The organism is Mammaliicoccus lentus, from assembly GCF_947036595.1.
Classification (GTDB): Bacteria; Bacillota; Bacilli; order Staphylococcales; family Staphylococcaceae; genus Mammaliicoccus; species Mammaliicoccus lentus.
Map to the genome: position 1 here is coordinate 26,979 of NZ_OX344835.1, position 16,688 is coordinate 43,666.

A 16,688-nucleotide genomic window follows, 5' to 3' on the forward strand; every position below is an offset into this window, starting at 1 on the left:
CCACAACCAAACAAAATATATTAACGTATATCTTTGATTTTTCGTCGTCGAGATTTTTTATTCGTAGAGTTCTCTATAACTTCATCATTTGATCGTTCTGATTCATTTTCTTTAATTGAATCACTTATATCTTGTTCAGGTTCGTCTATTTCATTCGATTCATTTAATGGTTCTTCTAGTTCTTGTGACTTTTCTTGCGCTTGAACTGTTTGTTCATCTAAATCAATGAAATCTGATAAATTAAACAACCCCTGCTCGTTGACCTTAACTTTTCTAACTTTATTACTTTCTTGTTGTCTGTCATGTTCTACTTGCTGATCAACTTCTAAATTTGAATTAATAAGTTCTAACGGTAACTGTTCACTTTCTTCAATAGCGTTAGCTTTAACATCTTCAATTTCTTCATCAGTTTTGATCACTTCAGTTATTTCTGGTTTTTCTTGTTCTTTTGCCTGCTCAAAGCGTTTGAATATTGGAATCTGACCCTCTAAAATTTCACCTTTTCTAATCATTTCTAATTCGTCTAATTCTTGTTGTAAGGCTTCTTTTTTATCATCATTTAACTTCACAATATCTAAAACACCTAAATGCGACCATTCTTTATTCGGTTGCATACGTTTTGTTGTTTCAAAATCAATTTCAAATTTATGTTTTATACCTGGTTTAAACTTTCTTCTTGTATTTGCTATCAATTTACAAGTATTCAATGCTTCAGTTTCTTCAGATGATTTATATTCAACTGCTAAACCGTTCATTCCAAATTTAATAGGTGGATCTATCTGAACTTTTAACGTATATCTTTTAGATCCTGATTCACCTGGAATTTTATCTTTTAAAGCAATATAACCTTCACGCTTATCAGAATTGAGTCTTGTTAAATCTTTAGGTGTGATTTGTACTGATTCATCACTAATAAATTCAGATACTTCTTTCGCTTCTTTGCCACCCTGCAAACAACTTATAAAATTATCTTGAACTTCTTTTAAACTATTTTTCAATTCAGTATCAAGTTGTCCAAACATCTGCGCACCTACAAGAGAAGCTAAATTAAATTTTCTTGTTTCAGCTACAATTTTGCTTAAATAAGGCATATGTCCTAATACTTTTGTTTCATCAAAACCTAAAATGTGTAAACGTGTATCACTTCGGCGACCTATAGAAGCTTTATAAAATCTATATGACATATAACCACTTATAATACGCATTTCAGAATTTGATAACCCTGTCATATCAATCAAATTAATATGTCCATCATCAAGTATCTTTCTAAAATTAAATTCAGTATGATCTTGTCCAAACATTCTTGATAACACCGTTGATTTACTAAAGACTTCTAATCTGTTCATCAAAGCTATTTCAGAAGTTTTTAAATTTTCTTCGGCTTCAGTCTCCCAATAATCGATCAGTGCGTAATTAGAGGGATCCTTTTCTATTCTTTTTATAACTTGTGTTCTGTAGTTCACATTTTTTACTAATAGCTTTACATCTAAAATATTATGATCTTCTTCGTCTGCTAGTAATGTTTCAATACATTTTTCTAACAACCTTTTTGCTACTGGCGCTTCATTGGGCATTGCTGTTTCAATGATATCTGATACTGATTCAGCTATTGAGCTTAAAGAAGTATCACCATTTTGATCAATACCTTTATCCAATAAATTCATTGCCAACGGATAATCAGTTTCCTTTAAACTCAAATAATTAACTTTATTCCAATCAATTTCACCACCAGCATTGTAATACTTTAGTAAACGATTATATAAAGTGAGTACCGTATCTTGTCCTGGATCAAAAAATGTTAAGCCTGAAGCTTTATGTCTTTTATCTTCATCAAAATGTTCTTTTAACAAACCATCTAAAATAGATACAATAAACGAAGATTTACCAGATCCAGTTTTACCAGTAATCGCTGCATGGTCTTTCAAAGAGTCTAAAGCCACTTTAATATCCCTTTCACTACCGTCTGCTAATTTAACAAAACCAACTTTCACACCGTTTTCATTATTAAAAACACCTGTTTCTAGTAAATCAATAGTCTTATCATGCATATCTGTTTGTTTTCTTAACTTTTCTATTAATTCATTTTTTTCTTCAGCGTAGTTAGGAACATGTACAACATTAGATAATTCAGAACCTGTCACAAACAACAGACCTGCATCTCTCATTTCAATCGTTGGTCTCAATATAGGATACTTAGAAATACCATTTTTATATTTTTTATAAAATAATGTTGCCCCAGCTTCCATTGAAGTAGAAATTGCTTCACCAACTGATTTTAAACTTTGTACACCATTTTCAGATTTAGTTGCCATACTGATCAATGTTTTAAAACCAACTTCAGAACCTTTCATTCTAGCTTGAAGATTTTTTAAATCTTCTTTTTGCTTTCCTGTTCGTTCCTTCGTTTGTGTTTCTTTTATAACACCTTCTGAATCTTTAATTTTTTTCAAAGCCTTTTTCTTTAAACTTTGCTTAAAATCTATTTTCAAAAAAGCATCTGCAGGCAAAAGATTAATAATGTTAGGTAAGTAATCATTATGAAATCTTTTATAACTCAACATTCTCTTTTTTGATTTTCTTGTTGAGTTCATACGCCCTCCAACATACCTCTTATCTTTATAAGGAAAAGGTAAATCATCTTTTTCCACTTTTTCTAATTTAGAATTTAAGTAAGCAACTTTTAAAGCACTTTTCATTTGAATAAACAAAGATTTATCAAAGGCGAAATAATAATAAATATTTCCTTCAATATCAGTTCTAACCATAAATGATTTCCAATCTTTACCCAGCAACCATCTTTCAATTCTTTTCAATCTGATTTTATTCATTTGAGACATCATAAAATGTATATCATCTGATTTAAAATCATCAGATAAATGTGGCATAAATCGACACCATATTATTCTTTTCTTTTTCATATAATGTCTAAATAAACAAAACAGAATAAATAGAATTGAAACATAAAATATATAGTTTAATAGGTTAGATATATATATGAAATCAATAAATGATTTGAAGGTGATAAGTATTTCCTTTCGAAAGAAATATATTGTACCAATAATAGAAACAAGTAAAAGTAATACCCAGTTGTCCTTGATAAATAAATATACTGGATCTTGTTTCTTGGTTGCCATAAGATGCACCTCCATATATTAAGTTGTAAAAGAACAGGTCGCCGCCCCGTCTGGAGAGACATTTTAAAAACTCGTCCAAATAGATATATCATAAAAATAAATAAGGTGGTTATTTATGATATATCTTTGGTGAGTCCCAATGTTATTAGGAACTATGATGTAATTATACCATAAAATGTAGTATAATTCAATATATTATTATGTTTTAACTATATTACGAATTACATTTAAGGTTACAATTAAGGTACAAAAAAGGTTACACTCTTATTACAATATATATGTACTATATATGTACTATATTTGTTTATAAATATGTATAGATATATCAATATATATATACACAATATATATTCTGTATATAGTTTATATATATTAACTTCACATTAACTATAAAATCATTTAGAATAAAAAGTGGAATAGACATTCCAGGGGCTTATGATCAAGTAGAGGGTCATAAGCTTTCTTTCTATATATACAAACTATATTAATCTATCTATATTCCTATCTATACTTCTATATATACAAACTATATTAATCTATCTATATTCCTATCTATACTTCTATATATACAAACTATATTAATCTATCTATATTCCTATCTATACTTCTATATATACAAACTATATTAATCTATCTATATTCCTATCTATACTTCTATATATACAAACTATATTAATCTATCTATATTCCTATCTATACTTCTATATATACAAACTATATTAATCTATCTATATTCCTATCTATACTTCTATATATACAAACTATATTAATCTATCTATATTCCTATCTATACTTCTATATATACAAACTATATTAATCTATCTATATTCCTATCTATACTTCTATATATACAAACTATATTAATCTATCTATATTCCTATCTATACTTCTATATATACAAACTATATTAATCTATCTATATTCCTATCTATACTTCTATATATACAAACTATATTAATCTATCTATATTCCTATCTATACTTCTATATATACAAACTATATTAATCTATCTATATTCCTATCTATACTTCTATATATACAAACTATATTAATCTATCTATATTCCTATCTATACTTCTATATATACAAACTATATTAATCTATCTATATTCCTATCTATACTTCTATATATACAAACTATATTAATCTATCTATATTCCTATCTATACTTCTATATATACAAACTATATTAATCTATCTATATTCCTATCTATACTTCTATATATACAAACTATATTAATCTATCTATATTCCTATCTATACTTCTATATATACAAACTATATTAATCTATCTATATTCCTAATAGTTTATTTACCTGGTCGAGAAACTGAAGTATATAAGTAATGGCACAGTGGACAATTAAAATTTAACTAATATTCCTGGTTGCAATAGTGACTGAATTATCATAGTTTAATGGATCTGATTGTATATCATCTATATAGCTTAGTATTGTTGTTAGTTCTTCATACAGTCCCTTATTCTGTGCTACAGTCGTTCTTAAGTCTTTTGACACGTTTAATAGGCTTCTCAATGCTTTAGAGAAACCAGCCTTTTGTTCTTTAATACTTTTGACCATGCCAAATACACGTTGTATAAACACTTTTTTAAGCGCTATAAACGTTTCTGCATATCTTCCTTTACCTTTAGTGTATTTAACTAATAAACCTTCTTTAATTGCCTTTTTAGTAACCTTATCTAATACAGATCTAGCCATACCTAATTCTTTAGCAATAGCTGTAGTTGATCCTTTCATAAATACTTTATCAATGTCTGTTCTTTCTTCTAAATACTCTTGTAAATCTCCTAGTCTTTCATAGTAATGACTGCGTTTACGTTCTTCTCTAGGCTTTGCGTGTTTATAAAAGCCATTCACAGCTACAAAACTATTGTTATACATTACTTCACCATTGCTAAAGGCTTCTAATAGATTTTCAACGTGAAACCTACTAGGCGCTTTATAATTACCTCTAAATGCACTTCTAATTGTTTTACTAAATTCATTATTTGATAAAGGTTTAACGAAACGACTATTTAAAGGTTCTAATATTGCTTGCGTTTGATCAGCAGTATCACCAATTGATTTATAATATAGCGCAAGAGTGAATACAGTATTGTTTCTACCAATACCATAGCCTACTGAAGTTATATCAGCTTCATTCATTAAGAAATTAACCCAATCAGGCGTGTTATTACTGTTCACAACGCCTAAAACAGACTTTAAACCATTAAATTTTAAATCATTATTCTTTGAATATTCTTTACTCCATTTCATTAATTCACTACTTGAAATGTATCTATTTTCAAAATGTCTAACATTGTTAGTATTAGGCAATCTAAAGAAGCCTGTTGATACACAATGTTTATCGACAGTTAAATACTCGCTTTGATTTAATGAATGTATTAATGACTGATGAATACTTTCAGCTACGTTCAAAGCTTTCTTATTGGTTTTAGAAGGATAGAATGGCGTATCTAATACAAAGTACAAATGCCAACCTCTAGGCGTTTTCACATACATATTAGGCATAAAGTTTTGTGTATTATTTGTACAACTCCAAATTGATAATTGAAAAACTAATTCAGCAAATTCATAATCTTTGTCTATATCGATTACAAATGTATTAATTTGTTTAACATTCTCTTTTGTACGCTTACATAATGAACCTGTATCTCTATCTAGCTTTAATGAATGATAAGGGTTTGGTGTCCAATGTGTGTAATTTTCAGCACCATTTACAAGTGTTTCTTCAGAACTTACCACATGACCTTTACCAGCTACCATCATTTCTTTACTATTAGTTACTGCAACTCTACCTGATCTATAGTTTGCTGGGCGTGTCGCTTTCCAATTATTACGCTCTAATTTACTATATTTTGAATGATTATATTTATATTTTTCTATGCTTCCATGCATAATAAAATCATATATTTTATCTAAATCTATAGTTTTACTTTGATTAAACATAAAAAATTCCTCCTTAAAATGTGTTTGTTTCACAACATAATAAGAAGAAATTTGTTTACTTATATATATATCGTCTATATATACAATATATATGTTGAATATATACTCTATATATGGACTTATATATATTAATTTGTTTACTTTTGTAAACGTCTGCTATATAATCATAGGTGTAATGTATACCTATAAATAAATTCCTTCTTAATATATAGCTTCTTCTTATTAAGTTGTTGTAACTTCCTATTATGTTGTTACTTCTTATTAAGTTGCTTGTTATTGAGTTGTGTTTATTAAGTTAGGTGGTACAAATCATATTGTCAGTATGATTTGACCGAACAGCTAATTGTCAGTTAGCTAACAGAAAATATCTTATTGTCAGTAAGATATGTTTATCGTTTTTCAACTATGAATTTAAAACGGGAATTTTAAATAATTTGTGAACTCGTCCATTGGGCGAGTTTTCTTATTACTCTTTAAATACTACCGAAAACACTGATTTAAAGCAATATTTCTTAATAAACAAAAAACCAGGCAACGATAACGTTACCTGGTCTATAGATTAATTCTATCTTTTTGATTAACTATAATTACAATACGTGTTATAATTATAGTTAATCAAAGAGGTTAGAAGTGGTCTATACGTTAGGTCTTTAACGTATCGTTTGTTTGTCAGGTGTTTCCAGCACCTTCAAAACATTTCTAGCTTCTTTTATTTTTTTATTACAATCATTATAACGCTATTTAAATACGCTTACAACTAATTATATAATTATATTAATAAAAGGTGGATACTTTCATGTATTCCACCTTTTTTCTTTATAGCTTGCCTTTGCTTTCAATATTATCTAAAGCATTTTCTATTATTAAATTAACTAGGTTTGTTTCAGCACCTTTTGGCTGATCCTTACATAATTCTCTCAAGCGTTTAATTGAACTAACTTTAATGTTCCAGCCTTTATATTTCTTCTCTGTTTCTTCTCTGTTTAAAACACTTGCCAATTCACCTTTATATTCAACATCATTTTTAGATGAATTATTAACTACATTCTCAACGCTTTTATGTTCTTCTGTGTTAGATTCTTGGTTTACTGTACTAGCAACATTTGATTCTTTAAAGTCATTATTTTCACTATCATTAGATCTTTTTCCTAAAGTATCTTCAAAACTCATACGATTTTGAACTCTATCATCTCTAGCCATATTGAACGACCTCCATTATCCAGTTATTGACTTAATTGTATCACAAATGATACATATACATCAATATATATATGTACATATATATATTCTATATAGTTAAAATATATACTCTATATATACTATATATATAGAGTGTCTATATTAGTTATTGCTTATGATCTATTTCTATAATTTTTTTTGCGATTTCTTTATAGTTTTTTACAGCATCTAAATGTTTGTATTCATCAACTAAAACTGCTGGTTGTCTATACATTAATGGTGCTTCACCAACTTTAATAGTATGAGGTATTTTTTCTTCAAAGACATCAATTTTACGTTGCTGGGCAAATTTATATAAATCTAATAAATTAATTTTATGAAGATTTGTATTTTCTCTGTACAATGTTACCAAAATACCTTCTATGTTTAGTCCTAGATTAGAAGTCTTTTGAATTTTTTCTACTCGATTGATAAACCTTTGAATAGATCTCATTGAGTACACACTAGGGTGATAAGGTACGATAATTCTATCTATATAGTTTAGAATATTGATCTGCACAACTTCCATAGAAGGAGGGGCATCTACAAATATATAATCAAATTGATCTTCAATACTTTTTAATCGATTTTTAAGTACGTGTAAGATTTCTTCACCCGTCCCATGTTCCTGTAATATATCCATTGTAAAATAATCCATATCATCATTGGCTGGTAATATATATAAGTTGTCAGTTACATCTGAAACTTTATAAATAACATCTTCAGCTTTAGCTTCACCCATAAGCACATCATATATAGTGTCTTTAAAATCATCAGGTCTATAACCAAAACTTAATGATTCGTTACCCTGGGCATCCATTCCTATAATAGCTGTCTTATAACCTTGCTTTGCTATTTCTGAAGCGATATTAGTAACTGACGTACTTTTACCTTCGCCACCTTTATTTGTTGAAATCGTATATTTAATTGCCATATCCAAATTCCCTCCTTATTTCAATAGATCATCAAATTTGATATTCTCTTTCGCTTTTTCTATGATTATACTATAACATATTTTTAGTAAACTTGTAAAGTTTTTTAGTAATAAATTACTTATCGCTAATCTTATTCATTAAATCTACAATCGATATATTTAAATACTTACTTAATATATATAAATTTTCTAGTTTGATTGTACTCGCTTTATAGTTACCATTTTCTAAAGCTGATAACCAGGTACGCGAATAATTTAAATCTCTTTCTATTTGTGTCTGTGTCACACCTTGCTTTTTCCGTTCATGTTTAAGTGCCTGCGCAATGGAATGTGTAAAATCTTTTGCTTCTTTTTCCCATTGATTTAATTTTTCTTGTTCTAACATAAAAATACCCCTTATGATTTATTGAATAGCTTACAGTATAGACTAAATTATACAGTTATTAGCGAAATCAATAAATCAATAGCATAGTTTTAGTTTTTCGGCTTCTATGAGGACGATTCTGACAACAGTTACGCATAACAACCCACAAAAATTTATCTCGAAGCGCCTGAGGGCGTTTCTCAGAACCTTATTTTATTAATAGTAAAAGAAAAGGACAAAACCTTTTAAAGATTTTGTCCTTTCTGTTATTTTTCAGTAGCAATATTTTCTTTTTCAATTACACTAAATAACTTAATATAATTTAGATTATTTATTTTCTCTTTAAATTCTTTCATATCATTCAAATTTAATATTGAGAATAACTGTTTTACTTTTCTCTCTCTTTTTAAACTTTTAATAAATTTAAGATCTGGTGAAAACTTGTTCGTTCTTGAATATATATCTGAATCTAATACATACCATTTGTCATATCCAAGCATTTTACACACAAACTCAATAAATATATCTGCTTCAAATACATTTGCTATATTATATTCATTATCCCTTACTATTATATCTTCTATTTCTAAGTATCTAGGTGAATACATGTATCCAAACTGATGAGATTCTACATGAATAAAGTTAGGGTTACATAACATTGATATTATATAAAAACCTGCATCTCGATTATCATAAAAATAATCATATTTAAATAAATCTTCAATATAGTCAAAATCTTCATTATCTATAGCATAAGCAACTGTATAAACAAAAGCTATTCTTGTAAAAATTTTTGTTCCATCTTTACTTTGCGATGAAAAATCATCAATTGTCTGTAATAAACTTTCAATAATTTTAGAAATGTCATTAGGTTTACTCACTTTTTTAACTACATTTCCCCATGTTTTCATTAAACTTTGAAGTTTTTCAAAATCAGGTTTTGTATTAATATCACGGTTTAAGAAGTATTTATCTATTTCATTTAATTCCATTTTTAAATCTTCAATATACTCTTTCAACAATGATTTACTGATTTCTTCAGAACGCTCTATTCTTTTTGCTGATCTTAAACTTACAATATTAGCAAAATCAGGTTTCTTGCCAATTTTGGGTTTTGGTATTAATGGTTCATCATAAATCGTTCTCGCAATTTCTTCACATTTTTCAAAATCTTGAATTTTATCTGTGAAATCAAAAGCAAAACTACCTTTTAAATATCTAGGCATTACTGGTTGTCCCTCTTCGTCTACTTCTGTAAATGCATAATATATATTATTTTGATCTCTTGATGAATTTCTCATATATGCATCAGTGAGAATTACAGATTCTTTACCTACACCACTTTCCCGATTATTTGCTTTTTCCACGTAATTTTTATCACCTATTATAAGTATGTTATCACTTGTATCAGCGTATTGTTCCATCTTTTTATTAAGGTCTTCACCTTTTTTAAATGACCAAAGATCTAATATGACATCAAAACCTAAATAGCTTAATTCAGTACCTATTTCTTTAACTCTTTTTTTATGTTCTTCGTTTGTATGTGCATATGATATAAAGATATTTGGATGTTTTTCTTGTTCTGACATAATTAAACCCTCCCATTTATTACTATCAACAATTTGATTGTATCTTAAATTTTATAAAACTCATATTTTTTACGCTTGATGACCAGCGATTTTATCTTTTCTTGAAATTAAAGTACCACTTTTAGATAAACTAGATCCTCTAAAGACTATATCTTTTCCATATTTAAACCTTATAGGATCTAACTCATTTTCAATAATTTCTGCTTTAATTTGTTTAGGATCTTCAAATAAAGATAATTGCTTAATCTGATTAGGTATAAAATGACCAAATGAAATTGCTATCGTTCGATATAATCTATCATTTTCAAGTCGATCAGATAAATAACGCCATAACTGATTAATGATTACATAAGAATTTTGATACCCTGTTTTATTGGTAAACTGTTTTCTTACACCCCCAGCATCAGCATAGCCAACACTAACAGTTATTCTTGTGGGATATAATTGTTGATTTCTCACGCGATAAAATACTTCATCTACTTGTTCACTTAATACTGTTTTAAGTTCATGTAATTCATAATCTCTCATTAATATTTGAGATTTCCCTAACGATTTATTCTTTGTGATATGTGGCTTTCTCATAAAGCTTTCATCAATACCATTGGCATGTAAATGTAGATCTACGCCAATAATACCGAAGTCCCTTTTTAAATATTCAACGGGATAATTAGCTAGATCGCCAATTCTAAAAATACCCTTCTTATTTAGTTTTGCTTCAGTACGTTTATTAATACCCCACATTTTTGTTAAGGGTTCAATATGCCATAGCTTACGTGGAATATCTTCATATCGCCATTCTGCTATACCTTCACTTGTTTTTTTAGCTTCTAAGTCCATTGATAGCTTTGATAACAACATATTAGATCCGATTCCTATTGTACTGAATATCTGTGTTTGTTCGTAAATTTTATTTTGAATTAGGCGCGCAAACTCGTAAGGTGTTTCACAAAATAATTGATAGGAATTTGTAATGTCCAAAAAATGCTCGTCAATTGAATACTGCCAAAAATCTTCAGGTGCAACAAAGTTTAAAGCTATTTTGCTGATCTGCGTTGAAATTGAAATGTACTTTTTCATAGAAGGGTTAATAATAAATATGTCATTGCGTTGTGGTATTTCATACAATCGACTACCTGTTTTAATACCTAGTTTTTTTAGTGGTGGTGTAGAAGCAAGCACAACTGAACCTGGTCGTTTTGTATCACCTACCACAGCTAATTTAGTTGTCATTGGATCTAACCCTTTTTCAATACAAGATACTGAAGCAAAAAAACTTTTAAGATCAATACATAATATATCCCTTTCTGTACAAACACGGTAATCATACATGATAAACACCTCAATTCACCCTCTAATATACGAACGTATGTTCGATAAAAGTATAATAAAAAACACACTTAAACGCAAGTTTAAGGTGCATTTTATCGTTTGAGTTTTGCGTTATTTCACTTGATGATATACTTATAAAGTCGCCTATCTCTATGGCGTAATCTGTCATAGAGGGGAGGTGTTTATAGTGACAATTACTTTTATTCATATCATTGCACCCATTATTTGTGGTTGTGCAATCGCGTACTTTTCTCATTGGCTAGAGAATCGTAGAAAAAAATAGGTGACACCAGATCAGCCAGCACCATAAAAACCCCCTTACTACTCCACATAGTAAGGGGGTTTGGTGTTTATTTGTGACTATTACTTTTATAAACATATTATAACACCTATGACATGTCATGTCATGTGTTAGAAAAATACCAAATTGAATTGATATTTTTCTTATTCAAAACAAATACGCGTAATTACCCACTAAAATTTTTCCTGGTAACCTGACAAAAACAAATTTTACATTTTCACTTTAATTTCTAATATCCCAAAATATCCTTTCTAAAGTTCTTATAAACCATACTAAAAATATGAATAGGAATAATTAGATAAAATAAAATGATTGGTGGATATACCAACAAAATACTTGCCGTTTCATGAATAACATCATTGTCTACACTGTTAATCAATTTAAATATCATATCAAGATAGATATCAGTATAAAAAATATTGATAAATCGAAAGTATAAAACAACTGCTATTAAACTTAATATTAACAATCCAGTCTTTGTAATATACTTATGTTTTTTTAACTTTTTTCTCATTTTATGCACCTTCTTTTTTTGAATAAAAATACAGTTTATGAAAGTCTTGAAAATGTGCAAAGTATTGATAAATATAGCCTGTATATTTTATGTATACTCAAAAACCAAATATAAAACGATAAAGCTTGATTTAAAGCCATTTGGTCTTTGAATTTAGTTGACATAATGGTCATTAGAGGAAGTTAAATTGAATATCCTATACATTTTATTGAGCGACAAATTTTGACGTTCTTAATTTCAAAAGTATTCTTATGCTTATAATTTTTATTTGAACAACAAATGATATTTTAAATAATTTTTACTTTCATTAAACTCATCTATATCGTTAAGCAACTTATTTTCTTTTCTTGTCCATTCGTAAAGAAACTCAAAAAATGCTTTTTCAATTTCTTTTAAATTATTATCTTCTATATGAAATGTTTCATCTTTTTTATAAGCTATTCCTCTCAAATGAGCCAAATATTCATCTTCTAAATAATATTCAATACTTCTATTTATACTTTCCACATCACGTATATATGAACTTACCATTTTACTCATACCGTGATTAAGTAGTTCGTTAAATAAAGAGGTAGCATCTTTTTTTCTATTAAATTTTTTCTTTGTGACTTTATTAAACCCTTTTAATTCATCTATCTTAAGCATAAGTTCATGCTTTGCCTTATATAGACTGTTTAATCTATCTTGATAATCATCTATATAACTAAAATGTTCTTTAACATTTTCTAATTTGAATTTAAAATATTCTAAACTACCTTCTTCCAAATCTTTATCTCTATTAAATCGTCTAGCTGAAACATCATCACTTATTTTTTTATTTCTATTCGTATATCTTCTACTATCGTCAAAACTTTTTTTATTCAAATAAAACACTTCATCTTTGTATGATTTATAAAGTTCTAAAATATCATCTACCAATTTGTTTTTGATCTGTTCATGTGTATCTGTATTTATCACTTGTAACAACTCCCACTGTATGTTTTATTACTCAAAATAATTAACTAAATTATATTTTTCAATTACTTCAGTAAGTAATGAAAAATCAAAATTTCTAATTTCCTGACTTCCATTAATTTCGGATATCTTATCAACTAATTTCTTATCAAACAAATTACCTATAATAGTATTTACTGCTTTAATTTTACGATCATATGGTGCGCTATAATAATATTTATCAGTTTCATATTTTATCGTTGAAAGTGGTTCTTTAATATTACCCTCATAACAAAATATGATTAAATTAATAGCATTTGAAAGCTGTAAAGCCACTTCATTATACTGTTTTCTTTGCCTATTAGTATCTAAATTACCTTTATTTGCTACGCCCTGCAATTGATTACCTTCATTAATTACTTTAAAAGGGTTAAATAAAGGTAATTTATCTTGATTTGATAATTTTAGTAAATCTTCAGCAATATGATAACCACAATTAAACGTACCTAAAACTTTTTCAGAATCACCTTTTAACCTGTATGAAAAACAGTAATAACTATCTGTCAATGTACCACCTTCACCATCTTTCTTTTGACCTTCTAATAATTTTAAATGTGATATAGGTGTTACATCATATTTCGCAAGAAATTTAAGTCTATTTTCATGACCTCTTAAATTCATACTTAAAGACCCCTTTATTTAAATTTGCAATGATTTAAAACGCTCTTTAGTAATATAAATCTTTAATTCTCTTTGATAGAAGTTCATTAAATCTTTATCTTTAATTTTAATAGGATATAAAGGGATAAAACCCAACTTTTTATATCTAATATTTACTTTGGCTTGTGGTATCGAAATACCCTCTCTTTCACCAGATCGGACAAATACTATTTGACCTGGTAATAATTCAATTTTTCCAAAAGTATACACTAATACAAAATTATTTCTACGATTTTTAAGTATATGATTGATATTTCTTATAGTAACGGTTTTAAGTGAGGTGTTTCGCATATCGTCAACGTATTTTATAATCTGTTGTTTTCGCTTTATATTAAACAATATCATGATGAATATAATTAACATGATTATAAATATAAAAGTCGTCATAATATCCCTTCTTTCTTAATTTAAGGTTATCACCTTCTTAACTTATATTATATTTTATTTACTCTATAATGTTTATTTTATGTGTGTGTAGCTTGTCACCATATTTAGTAGGTTCATTGTCTAAAGTTAAACGCCCTTCTTCTGTGTGTTCTTCATCTAATGATAAACTGACGTTATAGCCTAAACTTCTTTGCATTGTTTTAAACTTACTATATTTTTTATAGTCAATTACACCTCTATTATTCGCAATTCCTAATTCTTTTAATTCAGTTACATTCACATTTTTTCTTTTTCTATTCATATATATCTACTCCTTATATTGTGTGTATAAGCGTTAGGGCGTGAGGGTGAGGTCGATAAATATATCATTCTATGAGTTCATCAAGTGATTTTCTTGATGGACGAAACTGAATGATATATTTATCGGACGAGGTCTCACGCCCTAACGCTTTATTGCGAGGTCGGTTTAAAATTTTTCGGTGAGGTCATCAAGTGGTTTTCTTGATGGGCGAAACTGAAAAAATTTTAAACCGGACGAGCCGGCGACCCCGATTTCTCGAGGTCTTGGACTTTACAAGTTTTCTATTATTTCTGCTATATTTTCGCTTCCTTCTATGTCGCCATTTTCTGCCATACTATAATAGTCATTTCCTGAAACAATAATACTATCAAGAACTTCAATTCCTAAAATGTTACCACTTAGACTTAGTTTTTTACTTGTTTTAATATCTGCTAAACTTGGTTTTGCCTTTGATTGTGACGGGTGATTGTGTGCAAAAATCACACTTGCACAATTATTATGAATTGCTGCAAAAAATGATGCCCTAATATCAACAATTGATGCCATTAGTCCTCCAATATGAACTGTATGAACACAAGTTACAACATTTTGACTATCTAAACCAATCATTACAAAATGTTCTGTGTGTAAAAACCCTATATCAGTTAAATCATTTAAGAACGTTTTAACGTCCTTTGGTTCTGATACTTCAAATTTTTCTTCTTCTGTCACCTCATAAGATGCAGTGAATTTCACAAAATTAATTATATAGTTTTCTCTCATTTTCCTAACTCCTTATATTGTATTATCGTAAACAATTCCATTATCGATGTGATAATCTTCTTCTACTTCGCAAGAAAATTCATTTGCTATTAGACTTATTTTTAACCCTAGTTCTTTAGTTAGTATTTCAAGATTAGTTAAATCTGAATCTTGAAGTGTTGAGTAATAGCCTCCTTCTAACATGCTAACGTAAGCCGACCACTTACAACCTCCGTCTATCCACAATTCATTTTCATCAAAATACGTTTCATCTGTGCGTACGCCACCTAAAAATTTATCTTTTTTTCCTTTAAAATATAGTGCCAATTCTTTCATTGCAGATTTATCACCACTAATATATCTGATGTGATAAAAACAAACATTTGCCATATAAAAAACTCCCTTTTATGATGTTTAAACGCTTGATAAATTAGCGTTTTACGACCCGTTACCTCCTTTCTTGTTAACAAGTATATCAAATTTAGTAGACTTGTAAAGTTTTTTAGTAATAAATTACTAATTTGAGGGTTTAAAAAAAAGCTTTTTCAATCGTTCATTAAAATCTTGTAAGGAAGCTAAAAATATCATTGGTTGGGTGGTCGGTTTAAAATTTTTCGGTGAGTTCATCAAGTGGTTTTCTTGATGGGCGTAACTGAAAAAAATTTAAATCGGACAAGTCAACCAATGATATTTTTTAGGTGACGTCAAGATTTTAATGAACGATTGAAAAAGCTTATAATAGTATTCTTTTTACTTTAAATTATGAAGCGGTAGAGGTGAAGCGGTACGACATGCGACATCTAGGTTGTTGTATATGTACCATTACTATAATTGATTGTTACGCCTTTTTGTTGGCTATCCATACATTCAAGTTTACAGTTTTTCCATTGTCATTGATTGAATAGGCTCGAACTGTGCGACCCTCTAGGTAGCAATTCATCACCTTTATAAACAGGTGTAACTTCATAAAACACATTAGTTTTCAGGTTTATCATATATTGCGTTTCTTACCTGTGTTTCAGGATATCCATTCCACACCATCAGATGCTTTATTTTGAACCTACATTTTGCGCTCTAGTTCCTAAAGTTTAGGTTGTGGGTTTCCATATCGCCACCTAATGACCAGGCAAGAGAATGTGACTTATTATAGATATATCCTCTATATCCCCAGTTGTAAGATCTGATTATTGATTGTGTACCTTTCCAGGTTTGCTTTATAGGGTCATATTGCCCGTCTTTGTATTCACCAGCTAAATG

The 16,688-nt window shown here is 28.5% G+C and carries 14 protein-coding genes; 1 reads left to right on the forward strand and 13 read right to left on the reverse strand.

All coding sequences use genetic code 11. From position 1 onward, the window contains the following. Positions 1 to 20: 20 nt before the first annotated feature. The 7 genes from ACNMOQ_RS14235 to ACNMOQ_RS14265 form a co-directional block, all read right to left on the reverse strand. On the reverse strand, positions 21 to 3,134 hold the full coding sequence (locus ACNMOQ_RS14235; protein WP_416350410.1) for a helicase HerA domain-containing protein: 3,114 nt from the start codon (positions 3,132 to 3,134) through the stop codon (positions 21 to 23). A gap of 1,367 nt (positions 3,135 to 4,501) precedes the next feature. Further along, the gene (locus tag ACNMOQ_RS14240; RefSeq protein WP_198054569.1) at positions 4,502 to 6,100 is read right to left on the reverse strand and encodes a primase C-terminal domain-containing protein; all 1,599 of its coding nucleotides are present in this window, start codon (positions 6,098 to 6,100) and stop codon (positions 4,502 to 4,504) included. 816 nt (positions 6,101 to 6,916) lie between these two features. Then, a complete protein-coding gene (locus ACNMOQ_RS14245; RefSeq protein ID WP_198054568.1) occupies positions 6,917 to 7,300 on the reverse strand; it encodes a hypothetical protein in 384 nt (127 codons plus the stop codon). A 145-nt stretch (positions 7,301 to 7,445) separates the two neighbouring features. Then, the gene (locus ACNMOQ_RS14250) at positions 7,446 to 8,252 is read right to left on the reverse strand and encodes a ParA family protein (protein WP_198054567.1); all 807 of its coding nucleotides are present in this window, start codon (positions 8,250 to 8,252) and stop codon (positions 7,446 to 7,448) included. 115 nt (positions 8,253 to 8,367) lie between these two features. Then, positions 8,368 to 8,637 (reverse strand): helix-turn-helix domain-containing protein, encoded by a 270-nt coding sequence (locus ACNMOQ_RS14255; protein ID WP_198054566.1) that lies wholly within the window; start codon positions 8,635 to 8,637, stop codon positions 8,368 to 8,370. A 245-nt stretch (positions 8,638 to 8,882) separates the two neighbouring features. Beyond that, a complete protein-coding gene (locus ACNMOQ_RS14260) occupies positions 8,883 to 10,205 on the reverse strand; it encodes a toll/interleukin-1 receptor domain-containing protein (protein WP_416350411.1) in 1,323 nt (440 codons plus the stop codon). Between the two features lie 69 nt (positions 10,206 to 10,274). Next, positions 10,275 to 11,534, reverse strand: coding sequence for a Y-family DNA polymerase (locus ACNMOQ_RS14265; RefSeq protein WP_204175021.1), 1,260 nt, complete (start codon positions 11,532 to 11,534; stop codon positions 10,275 to 10,277). A gap of 187 nt (positions 11,535 to 11,721) precedes the next feature. On the opposite strand from ACNMOQ_RS14265, the gene ACNMOQ_RS14270 reads away from it, so the two are divergent. Next, positions 11,722 to 11,817, forward strand: a complete 96-nt coding sequence (locus ACNMOQ_RS14270; protein ID WP_142390956.1) for a type I toxin-antitoxin system Fst family toxin — start codon at positions 11,722 to 11,724, stop codon at positions 11,815 to 11,817. A 796-nt stretch (positions 11,818 to 12,613) separates the two neighbouring features. On the opposite strand, the gene ACNMOQ_RS14275 is transcribed toward ACNMOQ_RS14270, so the two are convergent. The 6 genes from ACNMOQ_RS14275 to ACNMOQ_RS14300 form a co-directional block, all read right to left on the reverse strand. Further along, complete coding sequence (locus ACNMOQ_RS14275; protein WP_204175187.1) at positions 12,614 to 13,306, reverse strand: hypothetical protein; 693 nt, start codon at positions 13,304 to 13,306, stop codon at positions 12,614 to 12,616. A 27-nt stretch (positions 13,307 to 13,333) separates the two neighbouring features. Next, positions 13,334 to 13,963, reverse strand: coding sequence for a hypothetical protein (locus tag ACNMOQ_RS14280; protein ID WP_204175189.1), 630 nt, complete (start codon positions 13,961 to 13,963; stop codon positions 13,334 to 13,336). An 18-nt stretch (positions 13,964 to 13,981) separates the two neighbouring features. Continuing rightward, positions 13,982 to 14,389, reverse strand: a complete 408-nt coding sequence (locus ACNMOQ_RS14285) for a hypothetical protein (protein WP_198054591.1) — start codon at positions 14,387 to 14,389, stop codon at positions 13,982 to 13,984. Between the two features lie 58 nt (positions 14,390 to 14,447). Next, positions 14,448 to 14,690, reverse strand: coding sequence for a hypothetical protein (locus tag ACNMOQ_RS14290; protein ID WP_204175191.1), 243 nt, complete (start codon positions 14,688 to 14,690; stop codon positions 14,448 to 14,450). A 270-nt stretch (positions 14,691 to 14,960) separates the two neighbouring features. Continuing rightward, positions 14,961 to 15,452, reverse strand: coding sequence for a JAB domain-containing protein (locus ACNMOQ_RS14295; RefSeq protein ID WP_416350412.1), 492 nt, complete (start codon positions 15,450 to 15,452; stop codon positions 14,961 to 14,963). 12 nt (positions 15,453 to 15,464) lie between these two features. Continuing rightward, positions 15,465 to 15,821 carry a hypothetical protein gene (locus ACNMOQ_RS14300; RefSeq protein WP_204190914.1) on the reverse strand — a complete coding sequence of 119 codons (357 nt, stop codon included), beginning with the start codon at positions 15,819 to 15,821 and terminating at the stop codon, positions 15,465 to 15,467. Positions 15,822 to 16,688: the final 867 nt, after the last annotated feature.